Source organism: Microbacterium sp. HSID17254 (assembly GCF_003989315.1).
In the GTDB taxonomy this organism is placed as follows: domain Bacteria; phylum Actinomycetota; class Actinomycetes; order Actinomycetales; family Microbacteriaceae; genus Microbacterium.
On the sequence record NZ_RBLT01000001.1, the window covers coordinates 297,928 to 313,887 of the forward strand.

Annotated in this window: 15 protein-coding genes; 12 read left to right on the top strand and 3 right to left on the bottom strand. The window is 69.3% G+C overall.

Annotated elements, in window-relative coordinates; translation table 11 throughout:
* Positions 1-122 precede the first annotated feature (122 nt).
* The 3 genes from D8M34_RS01435 to D8M34_RS01445 are packed head-to-tail and all read right to left on the bottom strand — an operon-like array spanning position 123 to position 3,971.
* Positions 123-2,051, bottom strand: a complete 1,929-nt coding sequence (locus D8M34_RS01435) for an ABC transporter ATP-binding protein (RefSeq protein ID WP_025103699.1) — start codon at positions 2,049-2,051, stop codon at positions 123-125.
* Positions 2,048-2,986 carry an ABC transporter permease gene (locus D8M34_RS01440; protein WP_025103698.1) on the bottom strand — a complete coding sequence of 313 codons (939 nt, stop codon included), beginning with the start codon at positions 2,984-2,986 and terminating at the stop codon, positions 2,048-2,050. The genes D8M34_RS01435 and D8M34_RS01440 overlap by 4 nt, the downstream gene beginning before the upstream one ends.
* Before the next feature lies 1 nt (position 2,987).
* Positions 2,988-3,971 carry an ABC transporter permease gene (locus D8M34_RS01445; RefSeq protein ID WP_025103697.1) on the bottom strand — a complete coding sequence of 328 codons (984 nt, stop codon included), beginning with the start codon at positions 3,969-3,971 and terminating at the stop codon, positions 2,988-2,990.
* A 242-nt stretch (positions 3,972-4,213) separates the two neighbouring features.
* Between D8M34_RS01445 and lepA the strand changes: the two genes are divergently transcribed.
* From lepA to D8M34_RS01510, 12 genes are all read left to right on the top strand, one after another.
* Complete coding sequence (gene lepA, locus D8M34_RS01450; RefSeq protein ID WP_126892959.1) at positions 4,214-6,082, top strand: translation elongation factor 4; 1,869 nt, start codon at positions 4,214-4,216, stop codon at positions 6,080-6,082.
* 203 nt (positions 6,083-6,285) lie between these two features.
* A complete protein-coding gene (locus D8M34_RS01460) occupies positions 6,286-6,939 on the top strand; it encodes a DUF1990 family protein (RefSeq protein WP_025103695.1) in 654 nt (217 codons plus the stop codon).
* A complete protein-coding gene (hemW, locus tag D8M34_RS01465; RefSeq protein WP_126892960.1) occupies positions 6,939-8,156 on the top strand; it encodes a radical SAM family heme chaperone HemW in 1,218 nt (405 codons plus the stop codon). The genes D8M34_RS01460 and hemW overlap by 1 nt, the downstream gene beginning before the upstream one ends.
* 109 nt (positions 8,157-8,265) lie before the next feature.
* A complete protein-coding gene (gene hrcA / locus D8M34_RS01470) occupies positions 8,266-9,297 on the top strand; it encodes a heat-inducible transcriptional repressor HrcA (RefSeq protein ID WP_025103693.1) in 1,032 nt (343 codons plus the stop codon).
* 36 nt (positions 9,298-9,333) lie between these two features.
* Positions 9,334-10,446: a molecular chaperone DnaJ gene (gene dnaJ / locus D8M34_RS01475; RefSeq protein WP_025103692.1), complete on the top strand. Its 1,113-nt coding sequence runs from the start codon at positions 9,334-9,336 to the stop codon at positions 10,444-10,446.
* A gap of 2 nt (positions 10,447-10,448) precedes the next feature.
* Complete coding sequence (locus D8M34_RS01480; RefSeq protein WP_126892961.1) at positions 10,449-11,177, top strand: 16S rRNA (uracil(1498)-N(3))-methyltransferase; 729 nt, start codon at positions 10,449-10,451, stop codon at positions 11,175-11,177.
* A 37-nt stretch (positions 11,178-11,214) separates the two neighbouring features.
* Positions 11,215-11,562, top strand: coding sequence for an HIT domain-containing protein (locus D8M34_RS01485; protein WP_126892962.1), 348 nt, complete (start codon positions 11,215-11,217; stop codon positions 11,560-11,562).
* A 46-nt stretch (positions 11,563-11,608) separates the two neighbouring features.
* Positions 11,609-12,634 carry a PhoH family protein gene (locus tag D8M34_RS01490; protein ID WP_231919667.1) on the top strand — a complete coding sequence of 342 codons (1,026 nt, stop codon included), beginning with the start codon at positions 11,609-11,611 and terminating at the stop codon, positions 12,632-12,634.
* Complete coding sequence (ybeY, locus tag D8M34_RS01495) at positions 12,631-13,092, top strand: rRNA maturation RNase YbeY (protein ID WP_062766620.1); 462 nt, start codon at positions 12,631-12,633, stop codon at positions 13,090-13,092. The genes D8M34_RS01490 and ybeY overlap by 4 nt, the downstream gene beginning before the upstream one ends.
* On the top strand, positions 13,089-14,381 hold the full coding sequence (locus D8M34_RS01500) for a hemolysin family protein (protein WP_025103687.1): 1,293 nt from the start codon (positions 13,089-13,091) through the stop codon (positions 14,379-14,381). The genes ybeY and D8M34_RS01500 overlap by 4 nt, the downstream gene beginning before the upstream one ends.
* The gene (gene era, locus D8M34_RS01505) at positions 14,374-15,270 is read left to right on the top strand and encodes a GTPase Era (protein ID WP_062635160.1); all 897 of its coding nucleotides are present in this window, start codon (positions 14,374-14,376) and stop codon (positions 15,268-15,270) included. The genes D8M34_RS01500 and era overlap by 8 nt, the downstream gene beginning before the upstream one ends.
* A 54-nt stretch (positions 15,271-15,324) precedes the next feature.
* Positions 15,325-15,846: an RNA polymerase sigma factor gene (locus D8M34_RS01510; RefSeq protein ID WP_025103685.1), complete on the top strand. Its 522-nt coding sequence runs from the start codon at positions 15,325-15,327 to the stop codon at positions 15,844-15,846.
* Positions 15,847-15,960 lie beyond the last annotated feature (114 nt).

Genomic DNA, 15,960 nt, shown 5'->3' on the forward strand with positions numbered 1-15,960 from the left:
TCGCCTTTCGGCGTTTCATAAAGGGAAGACTAGTTCGCGCTGTATCCCGGAACACGGCACTGCGGTGAATGCCGCCTAACCGTTATCGGACGGTGACCAGGAACGCGCGCATGGGATCCGGGTCAGACCGTCGCGGGCTTCGTCGACATCGTCTCGGCGTCGAAGACCACCCGCTCGCGGGTGCGCTCGATGTCGGGATCCGGCACGGGGATCGCCGACAGCAGTGCCTTCGTGTACGGGTGCTGCGGGTCGTCGAAGACTTGGTCGACGTCGCCGTGCTCCACGAACTCGCCGAGGTACATCACGGCCACGCGGTCGGCGATGTGACGCACCACCGAGAGGTCGTGCGCGACGAAGAGGTATGACAGCCCGAGCTTGGTCTTGAGCTCGTCGAGCAGGTTGATGACGCCGGCCTGGATCGACACATCGAGCGCGGACACCGGCTCGTCGAGCACGACGATCTTGGGGTTCGTGGACAGGGCCCGGGCGATGCCGATGCGCTGCCGCTGACCGCCGGAGAACGCCTGCGGGAAGCGGTCGCTGTGCGCGGGGTTGAGCCCGACGAGGTCCATGAGCTCGTCCACCCGCCGGTGCGCCTCCTCCTTCGGCGTGCCGATCGCGAAGAGCGGCTCCGAGATGATGTCGGCCACCGTCATGCGCGGGTCGAGGGCTCCCATCGGGTCCTGGAAAACGATCTGGATGTCGCGGCGCAGGGCGCGCTCGACCTTGCGGCTGTGGATGTCGTTGACGCTGGTGCCGGCGATGACGATGTCGCCGTCGGTCTGCTTGACCATGTCCATGATCTGCAGCAGCGTCGTCGTCTTGCCCGAGCCCGACTCGCCGACGATGGCCATCGTCTCGCCCTCGCGCACGTCGAAGCTGATGCCCTTGATCGCCTGGACCTCGCCGACCTTGCGCTTCAGGAACGCGCCCTTGACCAAGGGGAACGTCTTGCGGAGGTTCTTCACCTCGAGCGTGATCGGCCGCTCCTCGCGCGGCGTCCGTGTGAGGTCGCTCTCCGGGACGGGGCGGACGGGGTAGACGGGCAGGCCCCCGAGGAGGCCGCCGTCCTCGATCTCGTGCGCGCGGATGCAGGCGGCCTGGTGCAGGTCGCCCGAGCCCGTCGGCACGGGGAGCAGTTCCGGCTCCTTGGCGCGGCAGGCGTCCATGACGATCGGGCAGCGGTCGGCGAACGGGCAGGCGTCCGGCAGGTTGATGAGCAGCGGCGGGTTCCCCTTGATGGGGGTCAGCGGCTCCTTCTCGGCCTTGTCCACGCGGGGGATGGCGCCGAGCAGACCGATCGAGTACGGCATGCGGGTCTTGTGGAACAGCTCGCGCACGGGCGCGTGCTCCACGGGCTTGCCGGCGTACATCACGAGCACGTCGTCGGCGGTGCGGGCGACCACGCCCATGTCGTGCGTGATCATGATCACCGCGGCGCCGGTCTCGTCCTGCGCCTTCTCGATGAGGTCGAGGATCTGCGCCTGGATGGTGACGTCGAGGGCCGTGGTGGGCTCGTCGCAGATGATGAGCTTCGGATCGTTGGCCATCGCGATGGCGATCACGACACGCTGCCGCATGCCTCCGGAGAACTCGTGCGGGAAGGACTTCATCCGTCGCTCGGGCTCGGTGATGCCGACGAGCTTGAGCAGCTCGACGGAGCGGTCCCAGGCGTCCTTCTTCGACAGGCCGCGGTGGACCGTGAGGGCCTCGATGAGCTGATCGCCGACCGTGTAGACCGGCGTGAGCGAGGTCAGCGGGTCCTGGAAGACCATCGACATGCCGTTGCCGCGGATGACCGACAGCTGCTTGTCGCTCATGCCGACGAGCTCCTGCCCGTCGTACATGATCGAGCCGGTGACCTTGGCGTTCTCGTCGAGGAGACCCATGATCGCGAGCGAGGTCACGGACTTGCCGGAGCCGGACTCGCCGACGATGCCGAGGGTCTTGCCGGCTTCGAGGTCGAAGGAGACGCCGCGGACGGCGTCGACGCGGCCGGCCTCGGAGGCGAAGCTGACCTTGAGGTCGCGGACGGAGAGGACGTTGGTCATGCGCGGCCTCCAGCAGCCGAGGTGGGATCGAGGGCGTCGCGCAGGCCGTCGGCGATGAGCGCCATCGACACGGTGAGCAGGGTCAGCGCCGCCGCCGGGAAGTAGAACAGCCAGGGCGCCGTGGTCAGCGAGCTCGAGCCGGCGCCGATGAGGGCACCGAGCGACACGTCGGGGATCTTGACGCCGAAGCCGAGGAAGGACAGGCCCGTCTCCGTCACCACGGCGTTGACGACGCCGAGGGTGAAGTTGATGACGAGGAGCGAGCCGATGTTGGGCAGGAGGTGGCGGAGCACGATGCGCATGCCGCCGACGCCCATGTACCGGGAGGCGCTGACGTACTCGCGCTCGCGGAGCGACAGGGCCATCGTCCAGATGACGCGGGCGGGGAAGTACCACCCGATCACGAAGATCATGATGAGGGCGATGACGCGCCAGTCGCCGCCGGCCTTGTTCGAGATCATCGCGAGGATGAGGAAGCTCGGGATCACCATCATGAAGTGGATGACCAGGAGCGAGATGCGCTCCGTCCAGCCGCCGAAGTAGGCCGCGGCCGTGCCGACGAGCGCGGACACGATCGTGACGCCGACGGAGACGGTGATGGCGATCATGAGCGACCGCTGCAAGCCGACGGCGACCTGGGCGAAGAGGTCGTTTCCGGCGTTGTTCGTGCCGAACCAGTGCTCCGCGGACGGGGGAGTGCTGAGGTTCAGGAAGTCGAGCTCGATGTGGTCGTACCGGGCGATGAAGGGCCCGACGATGGCGAACAGCACGAGGACGACGAAGATCACGAGGCCGATGAGGGCTCCGCGGTTCCGGGAGAAGCGTCGCCAGTACAGCGTCCACTTCGACAGCCGCTTGGTGGCGACGCGGGTGGTCTCAGGGCCGGCGGTCTCCGGCTCCGGGTGGATGGTCGGGTCGAGCATGTCGGTGCTCATGTCAGCTCACTCTCACGCGCGGGTCGAGGACGACGACGGCGATGTCGGCGAGGATGGCGCCGATCGCCGTGAGGACCGCACCGAAGGCGGCGATCGCGACGGTTCCGTGGATGTCGTTCTTGGTGATGGTCTCGATGAAGTACCGGCCCATGCCGTTCCACGCGAAGATCGTCTCGGTCAGGACCGCTCCGGTGAAGATCGCGGGGATCGTGAAGGCGACCTGCGTGGCGACGGGGATGAGCGACGTCCGGAGCGCGTGCTTGCGGATGGCCTGCTGCTTGGTCAGGCCCTTCGCGCGGGCCGTGCGGACGTAATCGGCGTTGATGTTGTCCAGCAGGAGCGACCGCTGCAGGAAGTGGATGCTCGCGTACCCGGTGAGCACCAGCGCGATCGTCGGCAGCGTCAGGTGTTGCAGCACGTCTATGAGGGTGGGGAAGAAGCCCTCGACCCCTTGGCTGGCGTTACCGGTCACGTAGAAGATGCGGGTGCCGGTGGCGTTGTTCAGGCCGATCGCGAGCAGGACGATCGCGAACGCCGCGACGACGATCGGGATGTTCAGGGTGATGATGCTCGTCGCCTGGCCGATGCGGTCGGCGAGCTTGTACTGCCGAGACGCGGTGTACACGCCGAGCGCGATGCCGAGGACCGTCGTGAGGATCGTCGCGCCGAGGACGAGCTCCGCGCTGACCCACATGCGGTAGGCGACCTGCTCGTTGACGGATCCGCCCGTCGGGCTCACGCCCCAGTCCCACCGGAGCAGGATGCCGGTGAGCCACGTCCACCACCGCTCGATGAGCGGGACGGTGTCGCTCAGGTTGCGGGGAGCGAGGGTGTTCACGATCTGCTCTTCGGTGAGCGGAGGGCGACGACCCACGTAGTTGCTGCGCGGATCGAGGAAGCCCCACGCGAGGAAGTAGGTGAGGTTCGTCGCGACCACGATCATGAGCAGCCAGCCGAGGGCACGGCGCGCGAGGTACTTGATCAAGGGGGATTTGTCTTTCTCTTCTCCAGACGCGCTCGGGGTCTGCCGACGCAACGCTGAGCCGGGCGGATGATCGGGTTTCATCCGCCGTTCCGCGCGACGCGACAGCCCTCACGGAGTCTGTGACGGAGTCGTATCGCTTACGGGATCCGGTGTCACGGATTGATCCCGGGCAACTTCGGGAGACTATCACCGATACGCACGAATGGGGATTATGAGGACCCTCACCGTAGAATCGACGGGACATGTCCCCACGCGCTCTCACCCCGCTTCAGCCTGCCGCGACGCCGGCTGCGCAGATCCGTAACTTCTGCATCATCGCCCACATCGACCACGGCAAGTCGACCCTGGCCGACCGCATGCTCCAGATCACCGGCGTGGTCGCGGAGCGGGACATGCGCGCCCAGTATCTCGACCGGATGGACATCGAGCGGGAGCGCGGCATCACGATCAAGAGCCAGGCGGTGCGGATGCCCTGGGCTCTGGGGCAGACACAGGGCCCGGACGAGGTCTTCGCGCTCAACATGATCGACACCCCCGGTCACGTCGACTTCACGTATGAGGTGTCCCGGTCGCTGGCGGCGTGCGAGGGCGCCATCCTCCTCGTCGACGCCGCGCAGGGCATCGAGGCCCAGACGCTGGCCAACCTCTACCTCGCCCTGGAGAACGACCTCCACATCATCCCCGTCCTCAACAAGATCGACCTCCCCGCCGCAGACCCCGAGAAGTACGCGAAGGAGCTCGCCTCGCTCATCGGCGGCAAGCCGGAGGACGTGCTGCGCGTGTCCGGGAAGACCGGCATGGGGGTCGAGGATCTGCTCGACCGGATCGTCGAGGAGATCCCGGCTCCGGTGGGGGATGCGGACGCACCCGCGCGGGCCATGATCTTCGATTCCGTGTACGACGCCTACCGCGGCGTCGTCACCTACGTGCGGATGGTCGACGGCAGCCTCTCGCCCCGCGAGCGCATCCAGATGATGTCCACCGGCGCGAACCACGAGGCCCTCGAGGTCGGCGTGTCGAGCCCGGAGCCCACTCCGACCAAGGGTCTCGGCGTCGGCGAGGTGGGCTACCTCATCACCGGCGTGAAGGATGTGCGGCAGTCGAAGGTCGGTGACACGATCACGAACGCGCGCAAGCCCGCGGCGGAGGCGCTTCCCGGCTACACGGACCCGAAGCCGATGGTGTTCTCGGGCATCTACCCGATCGACGGCAGCGACTACGCGGAACTGCGCGAGGCGCTCGACAAGCTCAAGCTCTCCGACGCCTCGCTGCAGTACGAGCCGGAGACCTCCGTGGCGCTCGGCTTCGGGTTCCGCTGCGGCTTCCTCGGCCTGCTGCACCTGGAGATCGTGACCGAGCGCCTCTCGCGCGAGTTCGGCCTCGACCTCATCACCACCGCCCCGAGCGTGATCTACGAGGTCGTGACGAGCGACACCGGCGAGACGGTGACCGTGACGAACCCGAGCGAGTACCCCGACGGACGTATCGGCTCGGTGTCCGAGCCGATGGTGAAGGCGGCGATCCTGCTTCCCAAGGACTACGTCGGCACCGTCATGGAGCTGTGCCAGTCGCGGCGCGGCACGCTGCTGGGCATGGAGTACTTCTCCGAGGAGCGCGTCGAGCTGCGCTACAACATGCCCCTCGGTGAGATCGTGTTCGACTTCTTCGACCAGCTCAAGTCCAAGACGCAGGGCTACGCCTCCCTGGACTACGAGCCGTCGGGGCAGCAGGAGGCCGACCTGGTCAAGGTCGACATCCTCCTGCAGGGCGAGAAGGTCGACGCGTTCAGCTCGATCGTGCACCGTGACAAGGCCTACGCCTACGGCACGATGATGGCGGAGCGGCTGCGCAAGCTCATCCCTCGCCAGCAGTTCGAGGTGCCGATCCAGGCCGCGATCGGTGCGCGCATCATCGCCCGGGAGACGATCCGCGCGATCCGCAAGGACGTGCTCGCCAAGTGCTACGGCGGTGACATCACCCGCAAGCGCAAGCTCCTCGAGAAGCAGAAGGAGGGCAAGAAGCGCATGAAGATGGTGGGCCGCGTCGAGGTGCCGCAGGAGGCGTTCATCGCCGCGCTCTCCGGCGACGTCGAGACCAAGGACAAGAAGTAGCCCACCCCGCTGAACTTGTCGAAGCGCGCGGTTCTCAGGGACCCACCCTTCGACAGGCTCAGGGACTCACCCTTCGACAGGCTCAGGGACCCACCCTTCGACAGGCTCAGGGACCCAGCATCAGGGGCCCAGCCCTCCCGGGGATGTGACGGCGTGCGGCGCGGGGGGTGTTCGCTCAGGGAACCCGAAGTAGGCTGGATCTCATGCGGCGCGGGACTTTCCGAGACGACACGGTGGACTATGCGGCCGTGGGTGCGACCCACGCCCCCGATCTGATGCAGTACCCGCCGGAGCGCAGCATCCCGGCGGAGGAATCCTGGCGGATCGGCAGCGGCGAGGAGCGTTTCCAGACGGCCGGCGAAGCCCTGCTGTCGTGGACGGCGCAGCGTGCGGCCGGGCTGTCTGTGGAAGACGTCCGCCCTGCTCCCGGCCCCGCCTATGCGGGCGTGAGCTTCGACGCCGAGGGCAATCCGATCGCGCCGAGCAAGCGGGATGTGGAGCCGCGCTACGACGCCGAGGGGATGCCCTTCGTGGGCGCGGGCATGACGCTCCACCTCCGCGGTCGCGTCGGCGGCATGCGCGCCGACTCCGAGCTCCGTGTGATCTCGGTCACCGAGGAGACCCGGCGGATCGGTTTCGTGCTGGGCACGGTCGGGGGCTCCGTTGTGAGCGGCGAGGAGTCGTTCGACGTGGACTGGCGCGAGGACAACGACGAGGTCTGGTTCACGGTCCGGGCTTTCGACGCCCCGAACACGCTGCTCTATCGGCTCGTCCCGGCCCTGATGAAGCGCCGCCGTCGCGAGCTGTTCGCGCGCTACCTCCGCGCGATCTCCCCGCTCTACGCGACTCCGGTGTGATGGCGGGACCACTTCCGCTCGGGGATCCGGCGCCCGCGGACGGGCGACTCCCCGCCGACCTCCCGATCTCCGCCGAGACGCCGTTCTCCGCCTACCTGCACATCCCGTTCTGCCGCGTGCGCTGCGGCTACTGCGACTTCAACACGTACACGTCCGGTGAGCTCCGCGGGGCGAAGCAGGAGGACTACGCGTCCACCCTCATCGGCGAGATCGCCCTCGCGCGTACGGTGCTGGACGACGCCGGAGCGCTGCGCCCGATGGACACGGTGTTCTTCGGCGGCGGCACGCCCACGCTGCTTCCCGCGGGGGACCTCGCCCGCATGCTGGGAGCGGCCACCGCGGCGTTCGGACTCGCACCGGGCGCGGAGGTCACGGTCGAGGCCAACCCCGACACCGTGACCCCGGAGGTCGCGCGCATCCTCGCCGAGGCGGGGGTCACGAGGCTGTCCATCGGCATGCAGTCCGCCGTCCCGCACGTCCTCGCCGCGCTCGACCGGACGCACCGGCCCGAGAACGTCCGCACCGCCGTCGCCGCGGCGAAGGAGGCAGGACTCGCGGTCAGCGTCGACCTCATCTACGGCGCACCGGGGGAGAGCCTCGCCGACTGGGAGGCCTCGCTCGACGCCGCCCTCGCCCTGGAGTCCGACCACGTCTCCGCGTATGCCCTCATCATCGAGGACGGCACGAAGCTCGCGCGACAGATCCGTCGCGGTGAGGTGCCGACCCCGGACGACGACCTGCAGGCGGACATGTACGAGCTGGCGGACGAGCGCCTCGCCGCCGCCGGGTTCGAGTGGTACGAGGTCAGCAACTGGGCCCGCAGCGAAGGGCAGCGGTCGCGGCACAACCTCGCGTACTGGCGGGGGAGCGACTGGTGGGGTTTCGGCCCCGGCGCCCACAGCCACGTCGCCGGACTCCGGTGGTGGAACGTCAAGCACCCGGCGGCCTACGCGCAGCGACTGGCCGCCTCGTCCTCGCCGGCGGCCGGGCGCGAACGTCCGGACCCGGAGGCGCGGACCCTGGAGCGCATCCTCCTCCTCAGCCGCATCCGTGAGGGGATCGCGGTGACCGACGTCCCGGAGCAGAACCGGGACCGCATCGCCGGCCTCATCGCCGACGGGCTCATCGATGCGCCGGCGGCGATCCGCGGGCGCGTGCAGCTCACGCTCCGCGGCCGCCTCCTCGCCGACGCCGTCGTGCGCGAACTGACGGATTGAGCGGCTCCACCGGCGCTGCCCCGCCTTCGGAGATCTCCCGGTCGCAGGAGGTAGGATTGGCACTCAGGGCAGCAGAGTGCCAGCATCCGGTCGGCGGGAAGGGGAAGCCATGGTCACAGAGCGAGGGCTGCAGGTCCTCCGCGCGATCGTGCAGGACTACGTCGAGACGCACGAGCCCGTGGGCAGCCGTTCCATCGTCGACCGGCACTCGTTCGGGGTCTCGGCCGCGACCATCCGCAACGACATGGCGCAGCTGGAGGACGAGGAGCTGATCACGGCTCCGCACACGTCGTCCGGGCGCGTCCCCACGGACAAGGGCTACCGGGTGTTCGTCAATCACCTCGCCCAGCTCCGTCCTCTCTCCACCGCTCAGCGTTCCGCCATCGAGTCGTTCCTCGCCGACCCGGCCGACCTCGACGACCTGATGGTCCGGACCGTCCGCGTCCTCACGCAGCTCACCGGCCAGGTCGCGCTGGCGCAGTATCCGTCGTTCGCGCGGGCGCACGTGACTCACGTGGAGCTCGTGACGCTGGCCCCGAACCGGCTCCTCACGGTCCTGGTGACGGACGCCGGTGGGGTGTCGCAGCGGATCACCGCTCTGCCGGACGCGATCGACGAGGCCGACCTCGCCGTGCTGCGCGCGCGGCTGTCCGCCCTCATCACGGGGCAGGCGATCGCGGCGGCCTCCGACCGGCTGCAGGCGCTGCTCGCCACGGAGGAGACGCCGCAGGATCGCGTGCTCCGCACCCTCGCCGGCGTCGTGATCGACGAACTCGGCGGCTTCCGGCAGGAGCGGCTCGTGATGGCCGGAGCGGCGACCCTGGCGCGGCGTGAACAGGACTTCCGCGGCAGCATCCACCCCCTCCTCGAGGCCATCGAGGAGCAGGTCACGCTGCTGCGGCTGATGAGCGAGATGGTGCCGGACGAGCACGGCCTCGCGGCGAGCATCGGCACCGAGAACGCCTCCTTCGGGCTCGGCGAGGCGTCGATCGTCGCCAGCAACTACGCGGCGCCCTCGGGGACCGCGCGGGTCGGCGTCATGGGACCGACGCGGATGGACTATCCGAGCAACCTCGCGGCAGCGCGGGCGGTCGCCCGCTACCTGTCGCGCATGCTCGACGACGACGAGGCCGGCCGCTGACGCGGCCCCACGGAAATCACACGCAGAAAGGCGATTGTGGCGGACCACTACGAGGTTCTCGGGGTGTCCCGGGACGCTTCCACCGACGAGATCAAGAAGGCGTATCGGCGCCTGGCACGGCAGCTCCACCCGGACGTGAATCCGGGGGAGGAGGCTGCGGAGAAGTTCAAGCTCGTCACGCACGCCTACGACGTGCTCAGCGACGAGGAGTCGCGCCGACGGTACGACATGGGCGGCGGTGACGGCGCGAACAACTTCGGCGGCTTCGGAGGCTTCGGCGACATCTTCGAGACGTTCTTCGGCGCGTCACAGGGTGGCGGACGCGGCGCCCGTCCGCGATCGCGGCGAGAGCGCGGTCAGGACGCGCTCGTCCGGGTCACCCTCGATCTCGGCGATGTGGTCTTCGGTGCGCACCGCGACATCGAGGTCGACACGGCCGTGCTCTGCGAGACCTGTCAGGGCTCGTGCTGCCAGGAGGGCACGTCGCCCGTCACCTGTGACATCTGCGGCGGCACGGGGCACGTGCAGCGTCAGGTGCGGAGCCTTCTCGGCAACGTCGTCACCTCCCAGCCATGTGGCACCTGCGAGGGCTACGGCACGACCATCCCGTACCCCTGCGGCACCTGTGGCGGGCAGGGACGCGTCCGCTCGCGCCGCACGGTGTCCCTCGACATCCCGGCGGGCGTCGAGACCGGACTGCGGCTGCAGCTCCCCGGCTCCGGCGAGGTCGGCCGCGCGGGCGGCCCGAACGGCGACCTCTACGTGGAGGTCACGGTCAACCCGCACCCCGCCTTCAGCCGTGACGGCGACGACCTGCTCGCCACGCTCGAGGTGTCCATGACCGACGCCATCCTCGGCACCGAGACCTCGATCGAGGGACTCGACGGGGAGGTCGACCTGGAGATCCGCGCCGGCGTGCAGTCCGGTGACGTGCTGACCATCAAGGGCCGAGGCATCACGCCGCTGCGCGGCACCCAGCGCGGCGACCTCCGCGTCGGCGTGCAGGTGGTCACCCCCACCAAGCTCGACTCCGCGCAGCGCAAGCTCATCGAGGACTTCGCCAAGAAGAACAAGGCGCCGGGCCCGCAGCTCGCGCAGTTCCAGCAGGGCCTGTTCTCCAAGCTGCGCGACCGGTTCCGCGCCCACTGATCGTGGCGCTGCACTTCCTCGTCGAATCCGCGGGTGATGCCGCGGTGGGCGGCCTCGTCTCCCTGACCGGGGCCGAGGCGAAGCATGCGGCCGTCGTCCGGCGGCTGCGCGTCGGCGAGGCCGTCACGGTCGGTGACGGTCGGGGCATCTGGCTGACCGGCGTGGCCGAAGCGGTGTCGCCGTCGCGCGTCGATGTCCGGATCACCGCGCGCGTCGAGCACGAGCCGGCGAGCCCGCGCCTCGTGCTCGTGCAGGCGCTCGCGAAGGGCGACCGCGACGAGCTCGCCGTTCAAGCCGCGTGCGAACTGGGCGTCGACGAGGTCGTGCCGTGGCAGGCGGGCCGCAGCGTGTCGCGCTGGGAGGGGCCGAAGGCGGTGAAGGGACGTGAGCGGTGGGCGACGATCGTCCGCGAGGCCGCGAAGCAGGCGCACCGTGCCTGGGTACCCGAGGTGGCCGCCCCGGAGACGACCGCACAGCTCGCGACCCGCGCGGCGACGCAGCGCGTGCTCCTGCTCGACCCGACCGCGACCGCGCGGCTCTCCGCCCTGGTGCCGGATGACCGTGACCTCGTGCTCGTGGTGGGTCCGGAGGGCGGGATCGCTCCGGAGGAGCTCGAGAAGCTCACCGCCGCGGGCGCCGAACGCGTGCTGCTCGGCGACACCGTGCTGCGCACGTCCACGGCGGGCCCCGCGGCCATCGCCGTGCTGTCCGCGGCCCTCGGGCGCTGGTGACCGGCCGCGCCTCGCGTCCCCCCAGTAAGCTGAGAGCATGAGCGAACCCTCGATCTTCACGCGCATCCTCACCGGGGACATCCCCGGAGAGATCCTGCTCGACACGGGCCGCGTCTTCGCGATCCGCGACATCGATCCGCAGGCGCCGCTCCATGTGCTCGTCATCCCCAAGACCGAGGAGTACCGCGATGTGACCGAGCTCGCGGCCGGGGATCCCGCCCTGCTGGCCGAGATGGTCGCCGCCGCCAAGCGCATCGCGGAGGAATACGCCAACGGCGAGTACCGCCTCATCTTCAACAACGGCGCGAGCGTCGCGCAGTCCGTCTTCCACGTGCACGCCCATGTGCTCGGCAACCTCGAGGAGAACAAGCTCGTTGGCTTCTGACGATCAGGAAAACGTCACCGAACGGCTCTACGCCGACGGCGTCGCGATGGTGCAGCTGCTCGGTCCGCAGGACCGGCTGCTGCGGATGCTCGAGCGCGAGCACCGCGACGTGCAGGTGCTCGTCCGCGGCAACGAGATCACGCTCACGGGCGCGCGCGAGGCCGTCGCCAAGGCCAAGACCCTCGTCGACGAGCTCCTCACGATGACCAAGGCCGGGCACGATCTCGCCCCGAGCGACGTCTCCAGCTCGGCGCGCATGCTGCGTCAGGACGGCGGCCCGCGGCCCAGCGAGGTGCTGGGCGAGGCGATCCTCTCCACGCGGGGCAAGGTGATCCGGCCGAAGACCCTCGGTCAGAAGGAGTACGTCGACGCGATCGAGGAGAACACGATCGTGTTCGGCATCGGTCCGGCCGGAACGGGCAAGACCTACCTGGCGATGGCGAAGGCCGTCCAGGCGCTGCAGCGCAAGGAGGTCACCCGCATCATCCTCACCCGTCCGGCGGTCGAGGCGGGGGAGCGCCTCGGGTTCCTCCCCGGCACGCTCACCGACAAGATCGATCCGTACCTGCGGCCGCTTTACGATGCGCTCAACGAGATGATGGATCCGGAGATCGTGCCGCGCCTGATGGCGACGGGCACCATCGAGGTCGCGCCCCTCGCGTACATGCGCGGACGCACCCTCAACGACTCCTTCGTCGTGCTCGACGAGGCGCAGAACACCACGCCCGAGCAGATGAAGATGTTCCTCACGCGTCTCGGGTTCGGCACGAAGATGGTCGTCACCGGCGACATCACCCAGGTCGACCTTCCGCAGGGCGCCTCCGGCCTCCGCCTGGTCACCCGGGTGCTCGACGGCATCGACGACATCCACTTCTCCCGTCTCACCAGCGACGACGTGGTCCGGCACTCCCTGGTGGGGCGCATCGTCGACGCCTACAGCGAGTACGACGAGCGGCGCGTGGCGCAGCGGGCGGAGCGCGAGCAGGCGCACGAGTTCGCCAACCGCGCCGAGCGCCGCGGCGCCCAGCGACCCGGACCACGCGACCGCATGCCGAAACGAGGGCTCTCATGATCGAGATCAACAACGAGTCGGCCATCGATGTCGACGAGACCGTGCTGCAGCGGCTGACGGACTTCAACCTCGCGCAGCTCCACGTCAGCGCGGACGCCGAGGTGGCCATCGTGCTCGTCGACGAGGGCGCCATGGAGGCGCTGCACGTGCAGTGGATGGACGAGCCGGGGCCGACCGACGTGCTGAGCTTCCCGATGGACGAGCTCCGGCCCGGCACCGAGGACCGTCCGACGCCTCCCGGGCTGCTCGGCGACATCGTCCTCTGCCCGCAGGTCGCGGAGACGCAGGCGCAGGCCGCCGGCCACACCCTCATGGACGAGCTCATCCTGCTCACGACGCACGGACTGCTGCACCTGCTCGGGTTCGACCACGCCGAGCCGGAGGAGGAGCGGGAGATGTTCGGGCTGCAGAAGCAGCTCATCCAGGGCTTCGCCGCGTCCGAGCGCCGCCGGCGATGACGGAGCTGCTGCTGCTCGTCGCCGCGGTGCTGCTGGTGGCGTTCGGCGGCCTCATGGCCGCGATCGACGCGGCATACGGCGTGACCTCGCGCGCCGGGCTGGAGGACATGGCCACCGAGGGACGCCGTGCGAAGGCCCTCGGGCGCATCGCCGCCGACCTCGACGCGCACGTCAACGCCGTCGCCTTCATCCGTGTCCTCGCGGAGGTGACGGCCGCCGTGCTCGTCACCGTGGCGTTCACGATCGTCTTCGAGAACATCTGGTGGGCGATGCTCGCCGCCGCCATCCTGATGACCGGCATCACCTTCGTCCTCGTCGGGGCGAGTCCGCGGACGTTCGGTCACCAGCACGCCGAGAGCATGATCCGCGGGAGCGCGGCCATCGTGCGCGGACTCCGGATCATCCTCGGTCCCATCGCCCAGGGGCTCGTCGTCCTCGGCAACCGTGTCACGCCGGGGACCGGACGCAGTTCGTTCTCCAGCGAGGACCAGCTGCTGAGCATGGTCGACGAGGCCGCGTCCAACGACCTCATCGAGGAGGACGACCGCGACCTCATCCACTCGGTGTTCGACTTCACCGACCAGTTCGTCCGGGCGGTGATGGTGCCGCGCACCGAGATGGTCACCGTGGGTGCGGAGGCGACGACTGACGAGGCCATGTCGCTCTTCCTTCATCGCGGGGTGTCCCGCATGCCCGTCGTCGACGATGAGGCCGACGACGTCGTCGGGGTGCTGTACCTCAAGGACCTCGTGCAGTTCGCGTACCGGGACGACAGCGCCTGGCGCGCGGCCTCCATCCGTCCGATCGCCCGGCCGGCCACGTTCGTCCCCGAGTCGATGCGCGCGGAGACGCTGCTGCAGCAGATGAAGCGCGACGCCGTGCACGTCTGCCTCGTGATCGACGAGCATGGCGGGATCTCCGGCCTGGTGACGCTGGAGGACCTCATCGAGGAGCTCGTGGGGGAGATCTCGGACGAGTACGATCAGGTGTCCGCCGAGTTCGTCGACCTGGGCGACGGCCGCTATCGCGTGAGCTCCCGGCTCTCGCTGGAGGACGTGGGCGATCTGTTCGGTCTGGAGCTCGAGGACGAGGACGTCGACTCCATCGGCGGCCTGCTCGGCAAGACGCTCGGCCAGGTCCCGCAGCCCGGTGCGACGGCGACCGTCCACGGGCTCGTGCTCACCGGAGGCGCGTCGCGCGGCCGGGGGCGCGGGATCGCGACGGTGTTCGTGGAAAGGGCAGCAGAGCCCGAAGAAGTGCAGGATGAAGGAGAGCGGCGCGATGACTGAAGACACCCGGAGCGGGTTCGTGACCTTCGTCGGGCGGCCGAACGTGGGCAAGTCCACGCTCACCAACGCCCTGGTCGGGGAGAAGATCGCCATCACCAGCGAGAAGCCGCAGACCACGCGCCGCGCAATCCGCGGCATCCTCAACCGTCCGGACGGGCAGCTCGTCATCGTCGACACCCCCGGCATCCACAAGCCGCGCACACTCCTCGGCGAGCGGCTGAACGATCTTGTCGAGCAGGTCCTGGGCGACGTCGACGTGATCGGCTTCTGCGTGCCCGCCACCGAGAAGGTCGGTCCCGGCGACCGCCGGATCGCCGCCTCGCTGGACGGCTACCCGCGGGCGCAGAAGATCGCCATCGTCACGAAGACCGATGCTGCCGGGCGCGATGAGATCACCGAACGACTCATGGAGGTGGACTCCCTCCGCGAGGACTGGGCGGCGGTGATCCCGCTGTCGGCGCTGACGCGGGATCAGCTCGAGGTGCTGGCGGACGAGATCCTGCAGCTCATGCCGGAGGGGCCCGCGCTCTACCCCGAGGGCGTCACCACCGACGAGTCCGCCGAGGACCGGATCGCGGAGATCATCCGCGAGGCCGCCCTCGACGGCGTGCGCGACGAGCTCCCGCACTCGATCGCCGTCGTCGTCGATGACATCGCCCCGCGCGAGGACAGCGACCTCACCGACGTGCATGCCTCCATCGTCGTGGAGCGGGACAGCCAGAAGGCGATCATCATCGGCCACAAGGGCAAGCGCCTCCGCGACGTGGGAGCGCGCGCCCGCGCCGGCATCGAGGAACTGCTCGGGACCCGCGTCTTCCTCGGGCTCCATGTCAAGGTCGCGAAGGAGTGGCAGCGCGATCCGAAGCAGCTCGGGCGGCTCGGGTTCTGACATGCCGGGCAGCAGGACGTCGGAGGCGGCGGGCCGACCGCCGACCCCACCGACATGATCGGCCGCGGCGAAGACCCGAGCTCGCTGCGGAACGAGGTCTTCACACGAGTGTTCGACGAGCACTGGGCGACGGTGCGCCACCACATCGAGGGCGTCGTCCCCGATGACGACGAGGTCAGTGAGATCGTGTCGGAGGTGTTCCTCGTCGCGTGGTCACGACTGCGCCCGACCCGTCCCCCCGGGAAGGTCTGGCTGCTCCGACAGACGGACCGCCACCTTCGTGCCCGCGCTCGGCGTTCTCCCACCGCGCACGGTGCGATCGATGCCGTGCACGCGGGGCTCTCCGGCGACCCGGAGACCCTCGGCGGGTTCGGCCGCAGCGAAGTCCTCCGAGCTTTGGGTGTCCTCACTCCCGGGCAACGGCGTATCATCATGCTCACGTACTGGGATGGACTCGCGGTGGGGGAGATTGCGGAGCTGCTGCGCGCTTCGGAGTCCCGGGTGCGGAAGACGCTGGCGCGGGCCGAGGAACGGCTGCGCGCCACGCTGGGACTGGAGGAGACGGGGAGTGCGTGATGCCTGAGAATGCCCTGCTCGAGCGCGTGCTCGTCGAGGCCGATCCCGCGCGCACGCCGCGCGACGCCGAGCCGGACGCGCGCGCGATCGCCGCGCGCGACCGCATCATCCGGT

Coding starts and splice junctions, on each gene's coding strand:
- D8M34_RS01435 (WP_025103699.1), bottom strand. CDS start 2,051: ATGACCAACGTCCTCTCCGTCCGCGACCTCAAGGTCAGCTTCGCCTCC.
- D8M34_RS01440 (WP_025103698.1), bottom strand. CDS start 2,986: ATGAGCACCGACATGCTCGACCCGACCATCCACCCGGAGCCGGAGACC.
- lepA (WP_126892959.1), top strand. CDS start 4,214: ATGTCCCCACGCGCTCTCACCCCGCTTCAGCCTGCCGCGACGCCGGCT.
- D8M34_RS01460 (WP_025103695.1), top strand. CDS start 6,286: ATGCGGCGCGGGACTTTCCGAGACGACACGGTGGACTATGCGGCCGTG.
- hemW (WP_126892960.1), top strand. CDS start 6,939: ATGGCGGGACCACTTCCGCTCGGGGATCCGGCGCCCGCGGACGGGCGA.
- hrcA (WP_025103693.1), top strand. CDS start 8,266: ATGGTCACAGAGCGAGGGCTGCAGGTCCTCCGCGCGATCGTGCAGGAC.
- D8M34_RS01485 (WP_126892962.1), top strand. CDS start 11,215: ATGAGCGAACCCTCGATCTTCACGCGCATCCTCACCGGGGACATCCCC.
- D8M34_RS01490 (WP_231919667.1), top strand. CDS start 11,609: ATGGTGCAGCTGCTCGGTCCGCAGGACCGGCTGCTGCGGATGCTCGAG.
- ybeY (WP_062766620.1), top strand. CDS start 12,631: ATGATCGAGATCAACAACGAGTCGGCCATCGATGTCGACGAGACCGTG.
- D8M34_RS01500 (WP_025103687.1), top strand. CDS start 13,089: ATGACGGAGCTGCTGCTGCTCGTCGCCGCGGTGCTGCTGGTGGCGTTC.
- era (WP_062635160.1), top strand. CDS start 14,374: ATGACTGAAGACACCCGGAGCGGGTTCGTGACCTTCGTCGGGCGGCCG.
- D8M34_RS01510 (WP_025103685.1), top strand. CDS start 15,325: ATGATCGGCCGCGGCGAAGACCCGAGCTCGCTGCGGAACGAGGTCTTC.